The sequence below is a fragment of the Flavobacterium fluviatile genome, assembly GCF_010645065.1.
GTDB classification, from domain to species: Bacteria; Bacteroidota; Bacteroidia; order Flavobacteriales; family Flavobacteriaceae; genus Flavobacterium; species Flavobacterium fluviatile.
This window is the reverse complement of sequence record NZ_JAADZW010000001.1, coordinates 1-21,190: the sequence shown is the minus strand read 5'-3', so window position 1 is coordinate 21,190 and position 21,190 is coordinate 1. Positions and strand designations below refer to the sequence as shown.

At 33.9% G+C, this 21,190-nt stretch carries 17 protein-coding genes; 8 read left to right on the top strand and 9 right to left on the bottom strand.

Annotated features, from left to right (window positions below):
* Positions 1-21: 21 nt before the first annotated feature.
* Positions 22-447, top strand: a complete 426-nt coding sequence (locus GXM17_RS00085; protein WP_163397262.1) for a response regulator — start codon at positions 22-24, stop codon at positions 445-447.
* Between the two features lie 196 nt (positions 448-643).
* Here the strand turns inward: GXM17_RS00085 and GXM17_RS00080 are convergent, their stop codons facing one another.
* The 5 genes from GXM17_RS00080 to GXM17_RS00060 all read right to left on the bottom strand — a co-directional run bounded on the left by GXM17_RS00080 (position 644) and on the right by GXM17_RS00060 (position 8,158).
* Positions 644-1,792, bottom strand: coding sequence for a glycoside hydrolase family 88/105 protein (locus GXM17_RS00080; protein WP_244307287.1), 1,149 nt, complete (start codon positions 1,790-1,792; stop codon positions 644-646).
* A gap of 304 nt (positions 1,793-2,096) precedes the next feature.
* Positions 2,097-5,213 (bottom strand): beta-galactosidase, LacZ type, encoded by a 3,117-nt coding sequence (gene lacZ / locus GXM17_RS00075; RefSeq protein WP_163397261.1) that lies wholly within the window; start codon positions 5,211-5,213, stop codon positions 2,097-2,099.
* Positions 5,214-5,612: 399 nt separating this feature from the next.
* Positions 5,613-6,578 carry a YheT family hydrolase gene (locus tag GXM17_RS00070; protein WP_163397260.1) on the bottom strand — a complete coding sequence of 322 codons (966 nt, stop codon included), beginning with the start codon at positions 6,576-6,578 and terminating at the stop codon, positions 5,613-5,615.
* 196 nt (positions 6,579-6,774) lie between these two features.
* Positions 6,775-7,467: an SIMPL domain-containing protein gene (locus GXM17_RS00065; protein ID WP_163397258.1), complete on the bottom strand. Its 693-nt coding sequence runs from the start codon at positions 7,465-7,467 to the stop codon at positions 6,775-6,777.
* Positions 7,468-7,519: 52 nt separating this feature from the next.
* Positions 7,520-8,158, bottom strand: a complete 639-nt coding sequence (locus GXM17_RS00060) for a rhomboid family intramembrane serine protease (protein ID WP_163397256.1) — start codon at positions 8,156-8,158, stop codon at positions 7,520-7,522.
* Positions 8,159-8,270: 112 nt separating this feature from the next.
* Between GXM17_RS00060 and GXM17_RS00055 the strand changes: the two genes are divergently transcribed.
* Positions 8,271-9,140, top strand: a complete 870-nt coding sequence (locus GXM17_RS00055) for a lysophospholipid acyltransferase family protein (protein ID WP_163397254.1) — start codon at positions 8,271-8,273, stop codon at positions 9,138-9,140.
* A gap of 55 nt (positions 9,141-9,195) precedes the next feature.
* Here GXM17_RS00055 and GXM17_RS00050 read toward each other — a convergent pair whose 3' ends face one another.
* Entirely contained in the window at positions 9,196-10,050 is an 855-nt protein-coding gene (locus GXM17_RS00050) for a CvfB family protein (RefSeq protein ID WP_163397252.1), read from the bottom strand.
* A 244-nt stretch (positions 10,051-10,294) separates the two neighbouring features.
* Here GXM17_RS00050 and GXM17_RS00045 point away from each other — a divergent pair, with 244 nt between their 5' ends.
* Positions 10,295-11,551 carry a M28 family metallopeptidase gene (locus GXM17_RS00045; RefSeq protein WP_167522101.1) on the top strand — a complete coding sequence of 419 codons (1,257 nt, stop codon included), beginning with the start codon at positions 10,295-10,297 and terminating at the stop codon, positions 11,549-11,551.
* A 53-nt stretch (positions 11,552-11,604) separates the two neighbouring features.
* Here the strand turns inward: GXM17_RS00045 and menD are convergent, their stop codons facing one another.
* Positions 11,605-13,266 (bottom strand): 2-succinyl-5-enolpyruvyl-6-hydroxy-3-cyclohexene-1-carboxylic-acid synthase, encoded by a 1,662-nt coding sequence (gene menD / locus GXM17_RS00040; RefSeq protein ID WP_163397250.1) that lies wholly within the window; start codon positions 13,264-13,266, stop codon positions 11,605-11,607.
* A 189-nt stretch (positions 13,267-13,455) separates the two neighbouring features.
* On the opposite strand from menD, the gene GXM17_RS00035 reads away from it, so the two are divergent.
* A complete protein-coding gene (locus GXM17_RS00035; protein WP_163397248.1) occupies positions 13,456-13,953 on the top strand; it encodes a GNAT family N-acetyltransferase in 498 nt (165 codons plus the stop codon).
* 95 nt (positions 13,954-14,048) lie between these two features.
* Positions 14,049-14,996 (top strand): tRNA dihydrouridine synthase, encoded by a 948-nt coding sequence (locus GXM17_RS00030; RefSeq protein ID WP_163397246.1) that lies wholly within the window; start codon positions 14,049-14,051, stop codon positions 14,994-14,996.
* Positions 14,997-15,045: 49 nt separating this feature from the next.
* Here GXM17_RS00030 and GXM17_RS00025 read toward each other — a convergent pair whose 3' ends face one another.
* Positions 15,046-15,633 (bottom strand): glutathione peroxidase, encoded by a 588-nt coding sequence (locus tag GXM17_RS00025; protein ID WP_163397244.1) that lies wholly within the window; start codon positions 15,631-15,633, stop codon positions 15,046-15,048.
* A 764-nt stretch (positions 15,634-16,397) separates the two neighbouring features.
* On the opposite strand from GXM17_RS00025, the gene GXM17_RS00020 reads away from it, so the two are divergent.
* The 3 genes from GXM17_RS00020 to GXM17_RS00010 all read left to right on the top strand — a co-directional run bounded on the left by GXM17_RS00020 (position 16,398) and on the right by GXM17_RS00010 (position 19,453).
* Positions 16,398-16,928 (top strand): RNA polymerase sigma factor, encoded by a 531-nt coding sequence (locus tag GXM17_RS00020; protein WP_163397242.1) that lies wholly within the window; start codon positions 16,398-16,400, stop codon positions 16,926-16,928.
* Complete coding sequence (locus tag GXM17_RS00015; RefSeq protein WP_163397240.1) at positions 16,928-17,716, top strand: anti-sigma factor; 789 nt, start codon at positions 16,928-16,930, stop codon at positions 17,714-17,716. Before GXM17_RS00020 ends, GXM17_RS00015 begins: the two co-directional genes overlap by 1 nt.
* Before the next feature lie 354 nt (positions 17,717-18,070).
* On the top strand, positions 18,071-19,453 hold the full coding sequence (locus GXM17_RS00010) for a T9SS type A sorting domain-containing protein (protein ID WP_163397238.1): 1,383 nt from the start codon (positions 18,071-18,073) through the stop codon (positions 19,451-19,453).
* 164 nt (positions 19,454-19,617) lie between these two features.
* Here the strand turns inward: GXM17_RS00010 and argH are convergent, their stop codons facing one another.
* Positions 19,618-20,898 (bottom strand): argininosuccinate lyase, encoded by a 1,281-nt coding sequence (gene argH / locus GXM17_RS00005; RefSeq protein WP_163397236.1) that lies wholly within the window; start codon positions 20,896-20,898, stop codon positions 19,618-19,620.
* Between the last annotated feature and the right edge of the window lie 292 nt (positions 20,899-21,190).

Here is a 21,190-nt window from a genome sequence, read left to right as displayed (position 1 = left end):
AGAACAATTTAGTTATTAAAAATGGAAAAGAAATTAAACTGCGTATTATTGATAGATGATGACTTTGCCACAAATTTTATCAATAAAAAAATCATTGAGAAAGCAAACATAACGACCCACCTTCAAGTTGCACTAAACGGAAAAGAAGCGATTGACTACTTATTGAATAAAGGAAAATTCAAATCTGCAGAAACAGTAAGTCCAACACCTGAGTTAATATTTTTGGATATTAATATGCCGGTTATGGATGGTTGGGAATTCATTAATGTCTATAAAAGTCTGATACCGGCTGAACAGCAGAAAAAAATCAAAATAATAATGCTTACCAGTTCTTTCAATCCTGCAGACAAAGCCAAAGCTGACTCCATAAAAGAAATCGCAGACTACAGACAAAAAACACTAAATGCAGGGATTGTGCACGAAATTATAGCAAAACATTTTTCATAAAATACTGAAAAATAATGCTCATAAGTATAAAAACAAACTCTGATTGTATCCTCTTCAGTTTCGAACATCATTTAATCAAACACATTTGTTTGAAGAGGAAAAAATAAGTCTTTTGTGAAAAGATTAGTAATCAGCTTAAAAACAAAAAATGCTGTCAGAACTCACTGCCTTATGATGGCATGAAAATGATAGTAAATCATTTCACATAACGATACATTTCTGATGCTGCCAGGAGAAAAGCTCCAACACCAAAATCAGCTGTAGAATTTTTATCTACCACCTGACCGGGAATTGCTTTTTCACCTATGGGCTGTACATATCCAACTGTCCCGTTTTCCTGAAGGGCGAATTTTATCAGGTAATTCCATGATTTTTCTACAACAGGCAGATACGTTTTTTTATCTAAAATTCCATTATTTATACCCCATAAAAATCCGTAAGTAAAAAAGGCTGTACCACTGGTCTCTGGTCCAGGGGCATGTTCTGGATCCAGAATGCTTCTTGTCCAGTACCCTTCTTTTTGCTGGGCTGCTGCTAATGCCTGAGCCATGTCTTTAAAACGGTTAATATATTCTTTTCTATGTTTAGCCGTTTTTGGTAAATCCTGAATAATTTTGGCATAACCGGCAAAAATCCAGCCGTCTCCCCTAGCCCAGAAATCTTTTTTGCCGCTGGTGGTTTTGTGTTTTGGATAAACATATTTAGCATCACGGAAATACAATTTTGATTCACTATCGTACATAATAGTGTCCGAATATTGCAAGTAATAATGTAGCTTTTCGAGATACATTTTGTTGCCGGTAACGTTGTATAGCTTTGTCATCACCGGCATTACCATATACAATCCGTCAGCCCACCACCAGTAATCATTGGCTGAAGTACTCATTTCGTACTCCATCACCTCACGGGCACGTGCAATTTTGCGGGGATCTTTTTTTCCCGTGAAATTGTATAAATCAATATAAGTCTGAAAGCAAATCTGCCAGTCTCCAAACAAAACGTGTTTGTCGGTTTCTCCATAATTGTATTTCCACTCCGACTTGTCATTTGATTTGGCGCCCATCCATTGGTTTTTCTCGGCCCAGGCCATGGAATAATCCAGATACTTTTTATTTTGGGTTACTTTATAAGCTTCCATGTTTCCGGTATGATAGGCCGAAACATGCCAAAAAGAATTGCCGGGCTCAGGATGTGTTTCCTGCCAGTGATGGTTGACTTTATGAATAATCGAAATAATTTCTCCTTTTGATTCTTTTATTGTGGCTGACTTTTGGGCTGTGCTTTTACAGCTGAGGAATGAAAGAGCCATCCATGCAATAAAAAATGTGTATTCTAAATTTATCACTGTATAAAAGTTTGTTTTAAATCTGTTGGATTTTTTTGAGACACATAGAGTCATAGCCGGGGGACTGAGAATTCAACTAACAAACTGATCCTCCATAAGTTCCAAACCACATAAAACCCCTTTTCTCTTTATATACTGAGTTTACGGCTTTATCTTGAGCAAACCTAATACAGTAAAAAAACAGAAGAATTTTATTTCTCAAAACTAACCTCTCAGGCTAAATATAATGATAATTTTTTGCAAAAAAATCAAAAAAACCGACGAACAACTCTAAGACATTCCGTTGCATAAATAAAACGTCAAATCAGTTGATTAATGAAATGATATAAGAATAACTGTATTTCCTGTCGAGCAAACGATATGGATCATGTGGCAAACTTCCCCAGCTGTCATCACCTCCAACACCTCTTTGCTTGTAATCCAGGTGCAGGTAAACAGCTTCTTTTGAATCCAAATCCAAATCAGAGGGATGTCGCTGTGCCTTGGTTTTGCCCGGATCCAAATCTTCAGTCGAAATATTCAGCGAACTAAAACCAAGGGGTTGTAATCCTTCGATTTTTATGCCCTGACCATTCTTGTTTTTTAACATTAACCAACGAACATCTGTTTTATAACCCGCTTCCTGAGGACGGATGTATGTTCGTGTGTATTGATTTATCACATCATCTGAATACTCCCCCATAAACGAAGCGGTATTTCTGTCGGCGTAATTTTCCCAAGGGCCTCTTCCGTAATAATTTAGATGATCAAATGCTCCGGCTAATTTTGCACGCATGCCAAAACGGGGTAATTCAGGCAACTCTTTTCCATTCAAATCAATAGCAGCAGTTACTTTTATCGAACCATTATTCTGAATCAGATATTCTACAGTATAAGGAACATCAGCTCCGGCTAATTTATACGCTACTTTTACGAGTACACTTTCCGAAGATTTTTTATCCAGATTCACGCTTACAATTACCGGATTTTTTGATGCTTCTTTCCAGACTACTAATTTATTCTGCATTCCGCTTCCAAAATCATTATCTGTTGGAGCCCGCCAAAAATAAGGTGTCGGGAAATTGGCAAAAATAGATTCATTATTATCCTTCAGATTGTATTTCTGCATTACTCCTTTTGTCAAATCAAACTCACCTGTAATTGACTCTGTTTCAAAAGAAAGTACATTGTTTTTAACAGTGTATTTTAGTTTTGAATTACTTTTTGAAATAGTATTATTTTTAAAATAGGAACTTTTTCCTACTCCAAACTGTTCTCTGGCAAATTCATGTCCCTTCCCAACGAGAGGAGAATCATATTTTGAAACCGCATAGACATTCAAAAAATATTCTGAATTACCGTCCAGCTCGCCATAATTCACCTTAAAAACTTTTGTTTGTTCGGGGTTTACATCCAAATCAAACTTCCCTTCTTTTGTTTTTATTCCGTTTTTTATCAATTCCCATTTAAAGATATAATTAGAGAGATTCGTAAAATTAAAGCGATTCTTAATCACCAGATTATTTTCGCTTTGTAGCTGAAACTGAATATCCTGATACACTTTTTTAACCTCAAACAAACCCGGATGCGGAATCCTGTTGGCTGATACTAAACCATTCGCACAAAAATTTTCGTCATTATGCAGTTTTTCTCCTCCTAAATCTCCTCCATACGCCCAGAATGTTTTGCCTTCTGGGTTTTTAGTTTTGATACCCTGATCTACCCAGTCCCAAATAAAACCGCCCTGCATGTGTTTACTCCCGTGAATAATATCCCAGTATTCCTGAAAATTACCATTACTGTTTCCCATAGCATGTGAATATTCACACATGATATAAGGACGTTTTTTGTCGGCATCTGCGTAAGTTTTCATACTTTTGATACTGGGATACATTGGACAAACAATATCTGTATTTCTGTTTTCTCCTGCCTGTTCAAATTGTACCGGACGTGTTGTATCGGCTTGTTTTAGCCAGTCGTATGCATCGTAGAAAACAGGGCCATTCCCGCATTCATTTCCTAACGACCAAATGATAACTGAAGGATGATTTTTGTCAGCTGCAAACATTCTTTTAATACGATCCAGATGTGCCGGCGCCCACTCAGGCAAATAAGCAGGGTGTTTTGATTTATCAAAGCCGCCTTGTAATTCAGCACCCATTCCGTGCGTTTCGATATTGGCTTCATCCACTACATAAAAACCGTATTCATCGCATAAATCGTATAAATAGGGATCATGCGGATAATGGCTCATTCGGATAGCATTAATATTGAATTCCTTCATTAACTGAAGATCTTTTAGCATTAATTCTTTATTTGGAACGTGCCCGTTTACATCATCATGCTCATGGATGTTAACGCCTTTGACCATAACCGCTTTTCCGTTGACCAACAATTGAGCATTTTTGATTTCTACTTTTCTAAAACCTGTTTTTTTTGAGACAATTTCGAGTGTTTTCCCTTTATTATCCAGCAGTGTAATGGTGTATCGGTACAGATTTGGCGTTTCTGCAGTCCATTGTTTCACATTTTCAATTGTACCTGAAAAACTAATTCTTACTTCTTTAGTGATTACTTTTTTACTTTCAGAATAAACTGTTTTTCCTTCTTTATCAAATAATTCTACTTTCACTGACGGATTTTTAATTGTATTTTTTTCGAAATGTTTTAAACTGATATCCAGATTAAAAATTCCGTTTTTGTATTGATTGTCTAAATCACTTTTTACAAAATAATTCCAAACAGTTGTTTTAGGCATTGCCTGCAAATAAACGTCACGCTCGATACCGCTTAATCTCCAGAAATCCTGGTCTTCTAAATAACTTCCGTCATGCCATCGGAAAACCTGAACGGCAATTAAGTTTTTTCCTTTTTTTAAAAAAGAAGTAATGTTAAATTCTGCCGGCGTTTTGGATGCTTTGGTCATTCCGACTTTTTTTCCGTTCAGAAATACTTTGGCATAACCTGAAACAGAACCAAAATGAAGTATGATTTCTTTGTCTTTCCATGAATCAGCGACTGAAAAAGTGCGCCTGTAACTTGCTACCGGATTATAATCACCTCCAATAAAAGGAGGGTTTTTAGGAAAAGGGTAAACAACATTTGTATAAATAGGAATGTCATAACCCTTTAACTCCCAATTCGATGGTACTGTAATGTTTTCCCATACGGTATCGTTCAGCCCAATTGTAAAAAAATCTGTTGGTCTTTGAGAGGGATTTTTAACGATATTGAATTTCCAAATTCCATTCAGGCTCTGATACAACTCTGACTTTTGAGGATTGTTACCTTTTAATTCGGCTTCATTACTGAATAAAAGAAATGAACTCCTCCCCGCTTCTTTTCCCCGGTCAAGTATTCTTGGATTTTCCCATTCATTATTCTGGGCATGATTATTTTGCAGACTCAAAAACAAAGTAAGTGCTAATACAATTTTTTTCATTTAATTATTTTAATAAATGGGAATTAAAAATTTAAGGTTCCTAAAATTCTATTTTCAGGTTAATCTTATCAATAGTCGTTTTAACAGACATTTGTAAATATCATATTCTGCTCAGAAATAAAAAAAACAACATCACAAATTTAGATATTGCTTTTAAGAACAGGAGGGGTAATACAGAAAATTAGGAGGGGCATATCTACATAAACATAATTTTAACTACTTTAAAAGAGAATTTTTTCTTAATATTCAGAGAAAATTGATATTGTAGCACTTTTTTAAAATAAAACATATTTCAAAATACTAAACTTCATCCGCTATCTGAACAGTCAGATTGTGAATTGCAACAGGCGAATCTGCCCGAAGCCAAGTCAAGCTTTAAAAAAGCATAATGCTTTTTATTCAATTTGATTTGCACGATTCAAAAAACTCGTAAGCTCTTTTTTCTGCATAAGAATAGGCTGAATTTCGCATAGGGAAAGCGCAGTGTCCTCCATATTTGGGGGTTTCCAGATAAACATAAGTACTGTTCTGAGCGATGGTTCTGGGGTAACATCTTTCACCTAAAAAAGGATCATCAAGTGAATTGATAATTAAAACCGGAATGGTAATATTTTGAAGTGAAAATTCCGGTGAAACACGTTCATAATAATCGTCCCGACTCGCAAATCCGTGTAATGGTGCTGTAAAATATTGGTCAACTTCATCAAAAGATGAAATTTTATCAATCTGCTCACGATTTATAAAATCAGGAAACTGTGCCGCCTTGTGTTTCAGCTTTCTTTTAATATCAATTGTAAAATTCTTTAAATAAACTCTGTTAAATCCTTGCTTGAGGACAGCAGCACTTGTAGCAATATGAGTAGGTACTGAAATCGAAACGGCCGCTTTTACTCTTTCATCGATTTTTGTCCAGCCCAAATAATTCAGAAGCTGAACTCCTCCCATCGAATAGCCGATGAGATAAACTTCTTCGAATCCTTTTTTTAAAACATACTGAACCACTTCATCAAGGTCATCAACTGCACCGTGATGATAAAGTCTGGGAAGACGGTTCATTTCTCCACCACAAGTACGGTTGTTCCATGCAAAAACTGAAAATCCTTTTTGCAGAAAATAGGCCGAGCAGCTGTTATTGTACGTCCTGCGTGAATCACCTTCTAGACCATGACATAAAATAACTGCTTTTTTCGCATCGTTTATAATAAAATCAATATTGATAAAATCCCCATCATTCAGTTCATGCTTTTCTCTTGTGTATGCCGGAACCTGAAACTTTTTGAACAAAGCGGCATAAATAGTAGAAATGTGTCTGTTGCGGTGAATTACAGAAGGAAAATCATATTCTGATTGTTCAATTATAGGCATGATACAAGTTTTTATGATGCTTAAGACAAAGCTAAGAAATCAATCAGTAATGTAGTTAAAAACTGTCTTTTTATTTTACTTTTAAAATCGTGAACCTGATAGAGTTTTAGCACTAAAAAGTAATGCCTTAAAACAAAAAACCAAATCCCAATACTAAATTGGAATTTGGTTTTTATAATATTGGAATTTAAATATTTTAGTCCAGAATAAAACTAACGCTTACATTAGCTGTTATCTCAATTTCGCCTATTGCCAATGTTTCATTTGAAGCTCCTAATGCATCCGCAGATTCTTTCATTCTCATAGAAGCATACATTGGCTGTGGATGATATATTTGTGAATTATCAGAAATAACAAACGCCTTACCAGCTTTTTGTCCTAAAACCGAAACATAGTCTTCTGCTTTTGCCTTAGCATCTTTCATAGCTAATTTTCTGGCTTCTGACTGATGTTGTGCTAATTTAGACGATTCAAAAGAAACTTTATCAATACGATTAATTCCCTGCTGAACCAGTCCTTCCATTAATTCATCATATTTAGATAAGTCTTTCAACAGAATTTCTACTGTCTGGACAGCATTGTAACTTGTTTTCTTCTTTTCATAATCGTACTGCGGATTCAGTGCAACCTGTTTTGTCCTGAAATCAGCGGTTGGAATATTCATTTTTTTGATGAATTTTAAAACTGCATCCATCTTTTCATCATTTTGTTTTTTGACATCTTTAGCATTATTTCCTTTGGTTTCAACTGTCGCAGATATTGAAACCTGATCCGGTGCTATTTTTACTTTTCCTTCTCCATTAACATTGATTTGGGGAATTTGTTTGGTTTCCTGGCCGTAAGACATAGTCATAAACACTATTGTTAAAAATAATACTAGTTTTTTCATTTTTGTTATATTTAAAATTATTGATAAGGGCATTCCAAAAGTTATGCCAGCATTACAATTTACCTAATTTAGCCATAATAAAAAGTATCACAATAGGAATCGCGAGTAAAATTGTCATCAGACTGTGATCTGCTATCAATGACGGCTCTTTTATCAATGTTATCAAATACCCTCCTACAGCACCGCCAAAATGAGCTGTATGACCAATATTATCGTTTTTAGCCCTCATTCCGTAAATAGAATACAATAAATATAAGATTCCGAAAAGGTAGGCCGGAATGGGTATTACAAAAAAGATCCCCAACATCATATCGGGCTGCAATAAAATAGCCGAATATAAAACTCCCGTAACAGCACCCGATGCACCTACTGCCCTGTAGCTGTAATCATTTTTATGAAAAATCATGGTTAGGAGGCTTCCAAAAATTAAACTTCCAAAATAAACCAAAACAAAAGAAAATGTACCAAGCCAGTTTAAAACTACCGGTGCAAAAAACCAAAGTGTCAGCATATTAAAAGCCAGGTGCATCATATCTACATGCAAAAAACCCGATGAAAGCATCCTGATTTGCTCGCCCGATCTGATGCTTCCTACATGAAATTCGTATTTTCTAAAAAAATAAAGATCATTAAAACCTTTATAACTAATCAAAACATTGGCAATGATAATCCCTAATAAAATGATATTCATAAATAATAATTATTGTAAGTTGTAAATATAATCAATCTCCCACAAAGGTTAGAGAATTCCTAAATTATAAAGCCGGAATTTTTTTTATTTTATCTTTGTAAAAAAAAGTTAGATGCAATTTCTCGTTTATATTTTGGCCTACCCAGTACTCTGGCTTATTTCCATACTTCCCTTTAAAATATTTTACTGGTTTTCAGATTGTGTCTATTTTTTGGTGTATTATATTATTGGCTACCGTAAAAAAGTAGTCCGTACGAATCTGGCTCTTGCTCTGCCTCATTTAAACGATGCTGAAAGAAAAAAGATCGAAAAGAAATTTTATCAGCACATGTGCGACATGTTTTTAGAAATGATAAAAACAATGAGTATTTCGGCTAAAGAAATGGAAAGAAGATTTCATGTTACTAATATCGATTTGATATTAGATTATGCAAAAAAAGGAAAGAGCGTTATTCTGGTAGCATCACATTATGCCAGTTATGAATGGCTTTTGACTATTAATCCAAAAATTGGTTTTCAGGGTGTGGCTGTTTATAAAAAACTTGCCAATCCGTATTTTGACAAACTGATTCGAAAAATTCGTTCAAAATACAAAACCGAATTAATTTCAACAAAAAATGCAATTCCGCTGATGGCACAAAACCAGCGTGACGGAGTATTGAGTTTATATGGTTTAGCCAGTGATCAGTCGCCTAAATTAGACCGTATTTTTCATTCGAATAATTTCATGGGAATTGAAGTTCCTGTACATACCGGTGCTGAAATGCTTGCAAAAAAATACGATTTAAGTGTTATAATGGTAAAAGTTAAAAAGGTAAAAAGAGGATTTTACGAAGCCACTTTTCTTCCTCTTGCTGATAACCCTAAAGATTTTGAGGATTTTAAAATTACTGAAATGTATATAAAGGAAGTCGAAAAGCAAATTCTCGAAGCACCAGAATATTATTTATGGACACACAAAAGATGGAAGCATAAAAAATAAAAAAAAGCTCAAAAGTCAGAAAACTTTTGAGCTTTTTTTTGTGAATCAAATTAATTTATTCTTTTACCAGATAAATTCCGTCATCTTTTATTTCAATAAGTTTTTCTTTATACAAAGCTCCAATTGCTTTTTTAAAAGTCTTTTTACTCATTTTCAATACGGTCTTAATATCTTCAGGATGTGAGTTGTCATTTAAGCGTAAAAATCCGCGATTGGCTCTTAATTCACCCAAAATTTTTTCTGCATTTGGCTCAATACTCTGATATCCCTGTATCTGCAAAGCCACATCTATTTTATTATCGGGGCGAATATTTTTGATGTAACCGCGCATTCTGTCACCGGTCCTTATGGCATCATCATATACTTCGTCTTTGTAAAGCAATCCTTTATGCTGTTCGTTAATGATAACGTTGATTCCTAATTCAGTAATATGCGACACAATCAAATCAACTTCTTCTCCTTTTTCAACTGTAAGCTGATCATTATTTAAAAACTGGTTCAATTTGCTGGAAGCTACAAGGCGTTTGGTTTTTTCATCCATATAAAGATAAACCAGATAACGTTTTCCCTTTTCCATAGGGCGCGCCTGTTCTTTAAAGGGAACCAAAATATCCTTCTCCATTCCCCAATCCATAAATGCCCCAACCTGATTGATATAGTTTACACGTAAAAGAGCAAATTCATTCAGCAAAATATAAGGTTCAAGTGTAGTCGCAACCGGACGCTGCTCATGGTCTAAATAAACAAAAACAACAAGCTCTTCGCCTATTTCAAATTCATTCGGAACATATTTATTTGGTAATAAAATATCATGAATTCCCTCAGGGTCTTTTTCAGGATTTCCTAAAAACAAACCGACTTTGGTATCGCGTAATATGGTAAGTGTATTGTATTTTCCTATTTCAATCATATTCTGGAGTTCTAAGCTAACTAAGCTAAGTTTTTAAAGTGCAAAGGTACGAAGTTTGAAAGTGAGTACAGCGAAAAATATTTTTATAAAAAGTGAACAAGCCTCTTTTATTATAATTAAATTTGAGAACCTTAAATAATTCTCTCATCAAATAAAAAAAAATATCTTTTATTTCGTTTTTATCTTTTTGTCTTTTTATCAAATAGCTATTTCTCAGGTTGCTGAAGATCCAGAGATAAAAAAAATGATTTCTGAAGTTAAAGCTGAAAATTTGGAAGCAACTGTTCGAAAATTAGTCACTTTTGGAACCCGACATACCTTAAGCGATACTAAAAGCAAAACAAAAGGAATTGGCGCTGCACAACAATGGGTAAAATCTGAGTTTGATAAATATGCCCTGGAGTCTGGCGGAAGATTGACTTCGACAATAGATTATTTTACTGTTAAAGCAGATGGAAAACGAATTAAAGCTGACAGTCAGCTTGGGAATGTAATTGCAACTTTAAAAGGAACAAATCCTAATGATAATCGTGTACTTATTATTAGCGGACATCTTGATTCACGTGTTTCTGATGTAATGAATGTAACATCGGATGCACCTGGTGCAAATGATGATGGTTCAGGAGTTGCGGCCGTTATGGAACTTGCAAAAATAATGAGCAAAAGATCTTTTTCTGCTACGATCATTTTTGTAGCTGTAACAGGCGAAGAACAAGGATTGTATGGATCCAGACATCTGGCAGAGTTAGCAAAAGCATCTAACTGGAATATTATTGCTATGTTAAATAATGACATGATTGGCAACAGTTTATCTAGCGAAACCAATTTAAGAGACAATACACAAGTCAGGGTATTTAGTGAAACTATTCCGTTTTTAGAAACTGAAGAAGAAGCTAAAATGCGTAAAGCAACTAATCGCGATAATGATAGTCCTTCAAGATTATTAGCCCGTTATATTAAAACAGTAACAGAACAATATGTTGATCAGCTTTCTGTAAAATTAGTGTATAGAAATGATCGTTTTTTACGCGGTGGTGATCATACTCCATTTAGTCAAAATGGTTTTACTGCAGTTCGTTTTTGTGAAATGAATGAAAACTTTGATCATCAGCATCAGGATTTAAGGACAGAAAACAACACTAAATTTGGTGATCTCCCTGAATTTATGGATTTCGATTATTTGAGAAAAAACACCTGTGCCAATTTAGCTGTTTTGGCTAATCTGGCCTGGTCTCCAAAAGCTCCTGTAAATGTTGGAATTGAAATTAAAAACCTTTCTAATTCATCTACTTTAATTTGGAATACTCCAGAAGATAAATCACAATTCGGATACCAAATTTTGATGCGTGAAACTTCATCTTCTCATTGGGAAAAGACTTTTTTTACAAAAGATACTAAAACTGAAATTCCATACTCTAAAGACAACTATTTCTTTGCTGTACAAACAGTTGATGCCTTAGGTCATTCAAGCCTACCTGTTTTTCCAATTCCAATTAGATAAAAATAGTCAAAAAAGCACCAATTTAGACGCTTTTTTTGATTGTATACTATTACTTAAACCAGCTCTTTAAAATATTGTTTTAAAATAATATCATTTTCAGAAGTTGGCGTAAATATTTCTAAAATATTAGGAGCATCATTTACTTCATAAAAAGATGTGATGCTCTTCTCTAATGAAGCAGAATCTGTAGCGGTAAAATAATTCATCTGATACATTTTTGCCAGATGTTCTGCGGTTAAATCATGTGAAGTTTCAAAATAAGTATTAAAAACAGGGCTTTCCTGATGTCCGGGCAAGATCCTGAAGATTCCTCCTCCTCCATTATTAATCAAAATAATTTTAAAATCTTTAGGAATATAAGCATTCCATAAAGCATTACTGTCGTACAGAAAACTAATATCACCGGTAATAAAAACCGTTTGTTTTTGACTTCCAACTGCAGCTCCAATTGCTGTAGAGGTACTTCCGTCAATTCCGCTGGTGCCTCTGTTGCAAAAAACTTCTATGGAAGAATCAATATCGATTAGCTGTGCGTACCGAATGGCTGAACTGTTACTAATCTGCAATTGGCTGTTTTTAGGCAAAGATTCAATTACCTTTTCAAATACTTTAAAGTCAGAAAACGGAATTTTGTCTAAATACTTTTGCTTTTTAATTTTTCGCAGCTGATAAATCTCATTGATCTGTTTAAAATAATCACTTTCTGTAAAAACGGTTTTAGACAACAAATCATTAAAAAAATCATTGGGCTGCATCACAAAATGTTTAGTCAATGCATTGAATGTGTCGTAAGCGCGTAATGTATCTACATGCCAGTGATGTTGGGGTTTGTATTTTCGTAAAAAAGCCTTAATACGTTTTGACACTACCATTCCGCCAAAAGTCACTAAAATTTCAGGTTCAAATTCCTTAAAATCAGCATCATCAAAAGGTGTAATTAAAGTATCAATACTATTAATAAAACTGGGGTGATGTAAATTAGAGGTTGTTTCTGTCAGCACTACAACTGATGGATCATCAGCCAGTTTTTCCACCGTTTTTTTGTCGATTGAATCTTTTTCATTCACACCAGTTAAAACAAGTTTTCGTTTGGCTGAATTCCAAATGGAAACAAATTCTTCTGCATTTTCAATTGATTTTTGTCCGATGAATTCATCAGAATGTGTAATTTTTGGCTTAATTGAAAGGATTTCAGTAGTTTCATATAAAGGTTCTTCAAAAGGAGCATTAATGTGTACAGGTCCTTTTTGAAAAATTGCAGTTTCTATAGCTTTATTTATTTTCAGGTCATTTTCTTCCGAAGCATCTTCAGTTAAATTAGCATTGAAAACGGAATGATTCTGAAAAACATTCTGCTGGCGGATTGTCTGTCCATCGCCAATATCTATCTTATTCTGTGGACGATCTGCAGAAATTACAATTAACGGAATCTGGCTGTAAAATGCTTCGGCTACAGCAGGATAATAATTTAACAATGCAGATCCGGATGTGCATACAATTGCCGTTGGTCTTTTGGTTTGCTGGGCAATTCCCAAAGCAAAAAATGCAGCACAACGCTCATCAGCTATACTATAACACTTAAAATTAGAATTTTGTGCAAAACCAATTGTTAAAGGGGCGTTCCTTGATCCGGGAGAAATTATTATGTTATGAATTCCTTTTGCTGAACAAATTTCGATAATACTTTGAGCAAGTGGTATTTTGGGGTAAATCATTCTAATGGCGTGTTTTTTTGAGAAAATCAACTACTTAAATTTTCTATTTTCCGAACACAAAGTTACAAACTTCACATCTCATTTAACTTATATCTTAGCAAGATATTAAGACTGTTTTTAGAAAAAGGAAATATATTTGTACAGCTGATTTTTCAATAAAATACATATCTCCTTTTTACTTCTTTCATTATGAACCTAATACTTAGACCTGCTACAACAAATGATCTGGCTAAAATTCTTGAAATTGTAAATCACTCGATTTTACATACCACAGCTAATTACAGCTATAATATTCAGACGATTGAAATCCAGACTAAATGGTTTAAAGATAAACTGTCTAAAAACCTGCCTGTTATTGTAGCCGATTTAGACGGAGAAGTCGTAGGGTTCGGAAGTTATGGACAATTCCGCGAAAAAATTGGTTATCAGTACACTGTCGAACATTCTGTTTATGTGCAAGACCATGTAATTGGAAAAGGCATTGGTTCAAAACTCCTGACTGAATTGATTCGCCTCGCAAAAGAACAAGGCTATCACGTAATGATTGGTGCTATTGATGCAGACAACGCCGGCAGTATTGCTTTTCACGAAAGATTTGGTTTTGTTGCCACCGGAACAATTCGTGAAGTTGGCTATAAATTTGACCATTGGCTTGATCTGGTTTTTATGCAGCTGATTTTGGAATAAGGTTTCTAAAATTAATTAAAAGGCATGAAAAACTAAAAAAAAACATATCAGAAAATCCGGTTTACAAATAGTATCTTTGCTGCTTTGCAAATATTATGACCTTTACCCTTCTCTCCTCACCCCTACAAGGATTCACCGATTTCCGTTTCAGAAATGCCCAAAACCAAATTTTTGGTGGAATAGACACTTTTTATTCTCCATACATTCGACTGAATGGGAAATTAGTTATAAAAGCATCTTATGAGCGTGATTTACTTCCTGAAAATAATATTGGTTTAGAGGTAATTCCACAGGTAATAACAAATGATGCAGATGAATTTTTGTTTGTGGCAAAATACGTCCGTGAATTTGGTTATAAAGAATTAAACTGGAATTTAGGCTGCCCTTACCCAATGGTTACCAAATCCGGAATGGGTTCGGGATTAATTAAAAACACAGACCAAATTAATCGTATTCTGGACAGGGCACATTCTGAAACTGATATTATTGTATCCATGAAAATGCGCCTCGGCTATGATACTACTGAAGAAATTCTGGATGTTTTGCCAATTTTAGACACCTACCCTCTTAAAAACATTGCGATCCATGCCCGAATTGGGAAACAATTATATAAAGGCGGCGTGCATCTGGATGCGTTTCAGCAGTGCATAGACAATACAAAACATAAATTGTATTATAACGGAGATATTACTTCAGTAGCAAAATTTCATGAAATGCAGGAACGTTTTCCAACAATAGATCACTGGATGATAGGACGCGGCCTGATTGCTGATCCATTTTTACCGGGTATGATAAAAAACAACACTTTTGAATATCCTCACAACAAAATGGAATTATTCAGCGAGTTTCATGATATTTTATATGCCATTTACAGCGAATCTTTATCAGGACAAACCCATATTTTGCTTAAAATGTATCATTTATGGGAGTATTTCGCAGAGACATTTTCAAATCCGCATAAAGTATTAAAACTGATAAAAAAAGCAAAAAGCATTAGAAATTACGAGTCAGCGGTTGCCTCTGTTTTTAAAAACGAAAAATGAGATTTTCAGTTTCCCAAAAATCTCATTTCAAAGTATTATTTTTTTAATATTATCCTTTTATCCAGTTCACAATTTCAGGATCTGTAGGCAACGTTCTTGGTTTAATCACTTTTGCCAATTCACCTTTTTCATTAATTAGATATTTCTGGAAATTCCACTCTACTTCAGAATCCTGCAGACCGTTTTTGGATTTTTGTGTAAGAAATTTATAAACTTCACATATATCATCCCCTTTCACCGAAACTTTATCCATCATAGGGAAAGTTACCCCATAATTTTGCTGGCAAAAAGCTGCAATTTCTTTATTTGTACCTGGCTCCTGGGAGGCAAAATTATTCGCCGGAAAACCTACAATTACAAAACCCTTAGATTCATATTCTTTATACAAAGCTTCTAACTCTTTATACTGAGGCGTTAATCCACACTTTGAAGCTGTGTTTACGATCATGATTTTTTTTCCTTTTAGAGAAGAAAAATCAAAAGTATCACCTGATAAATCCTGTACTTTAAATTGATAAATGGTTTGTTTTTCCATAACTTTTTCTGTGTTAGGTTTCTTGTTGATACTTGTTTGAGCCTGAACTTGTACAGCTATCAAAAAGACTGCAGTACAAACTAAAAATGCTATTTTATTCATTGGTTATTTTTTTATAAAATTAGTCAAATTCTAATTGAAATAATAAATATACAAAGTGTTATTTTATAAAAGAAAAGTTAAATAAAAAGTGAAGCCTAACGTTAATCAGGCGTTAGGCTTCTACTTACAAACAAATCAAACCATGTTCTGTTTTATATACTTAAAGTACATACAAATTATTTTTAAATACGGAAGACTAAACAGTTCAGTCCTGCTCAAAAACTGAAACTGTTATGCTTCCGTCCCCAAAATTTATTTTTTAAGCGTATAATTTTGTGTTATTATAGTTGATGCTTCGGATGTTAAAATCAAAATAAAGACATTTGCTGTCAGGTGATTTGCATAAGTGGTATTTGGCAAATTACCCCAACTTATTATATGCTGCCTTATTTTCATTCATCATACTTTCATGAAGGCCCGAAGACATCAACTAAAGCTTCAATTTTTTTATGACTGCAATTTTAAAATTTCAAATTCAAAAACATTTTCTAAAAAATAATTATTTCCGATAGTTTTTTTAGTATCAGTTAACTAATCTGCTATTAAACCAATTTAAACTTTTTATGTTATAATAGCATTTACGTAAAAGGTTTGTTTTTGGTTTTAAAAAAAACAAAAAAATCTCATCTTTTTTGAACATCCCTTATTTTACAAGGTATTTGAGGAATAAAAAAATTAAAAAATAACTGAAAAAATAAATTATCTTTATACAGAATAAGTAAAAAAGTAAATTAAACTTTATTAAAACTTTAAACCTAAATTTTATGAGTCAGGATGAATTACTAGCATTAATCTACAAAAAAGATGAAAGGGCTTTTACCCATTTGTATGATATGTATTCGAAAAGTTTATTTTCGGTCATAAATGTTTTAATAAAAAACCGGGAAGAAGCTGAAGATGTTTTGCAGGAGGTTTTCGTCAAAATCTGGAAAAACATAGATTCATATAATGAAAGCAAAGGACGTTTTTACACCTGGATCCTTAATATTGCCAGAAACACATCTATTGATAAACTTAGGTCTAAAAATTTTAATAATTCACAAAAAAACCTTTCTTCAGATAATTTCGTACATCTGTTAGACGACAGTAACAAACTAGTCAATAAAATTGATACAATTGGAATTCAGGAATTTGTAAAAAAATTAAAACCAAAATGTATTGAGATTATCGATTTGTTATTCTTTAAAGGATATACTCAACAAGAAGCTTCAGAAGAACTGGCAATGCCCTTGGGAACTGTCAAAACACAAAACAGAAACTGTATTAATGACTTACGTAATTATCTAAAAATATAATGGAAGCACAAGAATATATAGAATCAGGAATTCTGGAACTTTATGTTTACGGTTTATTAACCGAAACTGAAAATATGGAAATTGCCGAAATGGCTAAAAAGAATCCAGAAGTTGAAAACGAAATTATTGCGATTGAAAAAGCTATTGTGGCTTTATCATCCAGTTTTTCACCTTTCCATTCAGTGGCTAATTTTGAGAAAATAAAAGCCCGATTAGAACTGAAACACGGCAAAGTTGTCGAAATGAAACCAACTTCGAACCGAACGCAATATATTGGCTGGGCTGCAGCTGTATTATTATTGTTAGGTCTGGGTTATCAGACTTTAGAACTGACAAAAACAAAAGATGTTATTACAACAGTAGGCAAAGAAAAAGACAAAATTGAAAGAGATTTTGCTTATCTGGACAAACAAAATAAAGAAACAGAAAAAAGTCTTACCATCGTCAGGGACATTAAAAACACCGGCGTGACATTAGGCGGTCAGACTGTTTCTCCAACCTCTTTTGCAAAAGTTTACTGGAACAAAGAAACCAAAACTACTTATATTGATGCAGCAGGTTTACCAAAACCACCAAAAGGAAAAGTTTATCAGGTTTGGGCGCTTAAATTAAGCCCTACCCTTACTCCAACGAGCATTGGTTTACTGAGTGATTTTGACAGTAATGAACAAAAAATATTTGCTGTAGATCAGACAGTTTATGCAGAAGCTTTTGGGATCACCCTTGAACCGGAGGGCGGAAGCCTTTCTCCAACAATGGAACAATTATATACTTTAGGAAAGGTTTAAATTCTGAAAATAATAAAATAAGCATCCCCAAATTTTTCAATTTGGGGATTTTTTATATGTAATTTTTTTTTAAAAAATTTATGATCTATTGTATTTATGACTCATACAATATAATTTAAATCATCAATTCTGCGACAACATATAATTTCAACTTTATAATTTAGAGAAAAAATCATCTAAATTTTAATTTATTCTTACAAATACTTCGATACAACATTTATAACCTTAAAAATCTATTATTCGTTCATAATTATTTACAAAAATATTTATTATAAACTTAAATGCATTAATTTTGTGTAATCGATTACATTAACCACTTACAAGAATTAAAATCTAAAACTTAATTTTAAAAAAATGAAAAAAGCATTACCCCTAATTTTTCTCCTACTCAGCTTTTCGGGCATTTTTGCTCAGAATTATTACATGTCTGCGCCTGAAGGTTTTGGTGCTGCTGCAACAGGAGGCGGGACACCTACTCCTTCTAATACTGTTACTGTTACTACTTACGATCAATTAACAGCTGCACTTAGTTCTAAAACAACTGCTAATTCTGTTATTTTGGTTTCTGGAATTATTGACTTTCCTAAACAATATAAAATAACACTTTCGGATAAAACAATAATAGGATTACCCGGAGCAAGATTTAGAAATACTCAAATTTTCATTGGTGATTCACCAGCGTCAAAAGCTATTTCCGGAATTCTTTATATCCAAAAAACTTCTAATAATATAATTATTAGAAACCTTATATTTCAAGGTCCGGGTGCTTATGATGTAGATGGCGAGGATAATCTTATTAATGAAGGTACTAATGTTTGGGTAGATCATTGCGAATTTCAAGATGGAATGGATGGTAATTTTGACATCAAAGGCAGTGCAGACAATACAACTGTTTCGTGGTGTAAGTTTATTTACTTAAAAGCTGCAACATCAGGAGGTTCAGGAGGATCTGCTGATCATCGTTTTTCAGGTTTAGTGGGTTCAGGAATTGCTGATGCACCAGCTGATGGAAGATTTAGTGTTACCTTTAAAAATTGTTATTGGGCAGAAGGCTGTAAAGAAAGAATGCCAAGAGCCCGAAATGCAGAATTACACCTATTAAACTGTTATTACAAAACATCTGTTTCAAGTGCTAAAGCAATTGGTCTTGGTGCAGGAAATAATGGTACTACCTGTTATGTAGAAGGTTGTAACTTTGCGCAGATAGCCACAATATCAAGCCCTGTTTCTGAAGGTACGGATCCTACAAATGTAGGACTAACTGATATTGATTGTGTCAAAGGGATACCATCAGTAGCTGTAAATCCAAGTTATGGCAAAACTGTTTCAAAACCATCTTATGTTTACACTACTTTTGATAATATTGAGGATGTAGCAACTTATGTTGGAAATGCCTCTTGCGGTGCTGGAGCAACACTTCAGGTTAGTGCTACTGGGGTAATATCTACAAATTGCCCAAATACTTTAGGAGTTAATGATAACGTAGCTGATTTAGAACTAAAACTCTACCCAACTGTTTTAGATAATGTCTTAAATATCGAATTTTCAAGCATCGAAAATGGTAAAGCTGTTGTTGATCTATTTTCATCTAATGGAAGTAAAGTTTTAACACACACAAAAAGTGTAACTGCTAATGAAAAATTAGAATTGAATGTTGCAAATCTTGCCAAAGGCGTTTATTTCTGCAAAGTTCAGATTGATAACAGAGTTAAAACTTTTAAAGTTGTAAAGAATTAATTGTAAAAAATATGTTTTTAAAAAAGGCTATTGACAAAAATCAATAGCCTTTTTTATAACCAAATTACAAGGTTACTAATAGTATATGATTTAACTTACTGTATAAAAAAACCGATTTGCATTTATACAAATCGGCTATATATTTATTTCAAAACGGGATTCTTTTAAAAAGCAGAGTTCATTTTATTTTTAATGGCATCTAAGCACAAATTATTGATACTTCCTTCGTGTGTGTGTTTGGTTTCTTTCGGAGATTTATATGTTCCTGCTTCCAATTGTTCGGCAACGGCTTTGTATGCATCTCTAAAAGGCGTTCCATCCACCACCATCTCATTTAAAGTATCTACGGTAAACAAATAATCGTATTTTTTATCTTCTAAAATATGATCTTTAACTGTAATATCTTTAATTGAGAAAATAGCAATATCTAAACAAGATTTCAAAGTTTGAATCGCTGGGAACAAACCCTCTTTCAAAAGCTGTAAATCCCTGTGGTAACCACTTGGAAGATTGTTTGTAATTAACGTAATTTCGTATGGAAGTGCCTGAATCTTATTGCATTTTCCTCTGATCAATTCGAAAACGTCCGGATTCTTTTTGTGAGGCATAATGCTGGAACCCGTTGTTAGATGCGCCGGAAGCCCAATAAAATCAAAGTTCTGGCTCATGTATAAACACACATCCATTGAAAATTTAGCCAAAGTAGCTGCAACACTACTCATTGCAAAAGCAACTGTTTTCTCTGATTTTCCGCGGCTCATTTGAGCTGCAACCGAATTGTATTTTAAAGTTTCAAAACCTAATTCTTTCGTTGTAAATGTTCTGTTGATCGGAAAAGAGCTTCCGTAACCTGCAGCAGAACCTAACGGATTTTGATCTACAATTTTCAAGGCTGCATTCAACATAGTAATGTCGTCAATCAAAGTTTCAGCGTAAGCTGAAAACCACATTCCGAAAGAAGACGGCATCGCGATTTGCAAATGTGTATAACCAGGCAATAAAACGTTTTGGTGTTTTTCTGCCGATTCCATCATTAAATCAAAAAGTGTTTTTACTTGTTCTTTTAACTCTTTTACAACGTCTTTAAGATATAAATTTACATCCACTAAAACCTGATCGTTGCGAGAACGTGCGGTATGGATTTTCTTTCCGGCATCACCAAGTTTTGCCGTAAGCAAGTATTCAATTTTAGAATGTACGTCTTCGAAACTGTCTTCGATTTCGAAATTACCTACTACGATATCGGCAATGATTTCGTTTAAGGCATCAACCAAAGAAGTTGTTTCTTCCTGAGTCAATAAACCAATTTGTCCAAGCATTTTGGCATGTGCAATTGAACCTAAAGCATCGTATTTTGCCAAAACCAAATCCAGTTCACGGTCGTTTCCTACTGTGAATTGTTCGATTTGTTTATCTGTCGGTATTCCTTTTTCCCAAAGTTTCATATTGTTGAGTTTTTTTGTTTCGCAGAGATTCACAAAGTAATCTCTGAGACTCACAAAGTTCTATTTTTTCTTTTATTTCTTTGTTGCTGAAGCTCTAGGTACTATCTTTAGTTCCTAATTTATTTTACTATTTTTTTTATATTTGTATGACCGAGAGGAAACTTCTTGCGATAATTCACTGGATGTTTACCTTGTGTAGCCTCAATTTCTAAGTTGGGGCTATTTTTTTCAAAGGTGTCTTCTACGAAGCCAATTGACCGAGAGAAAACTCATGCTCCTCTTCTTGGATATT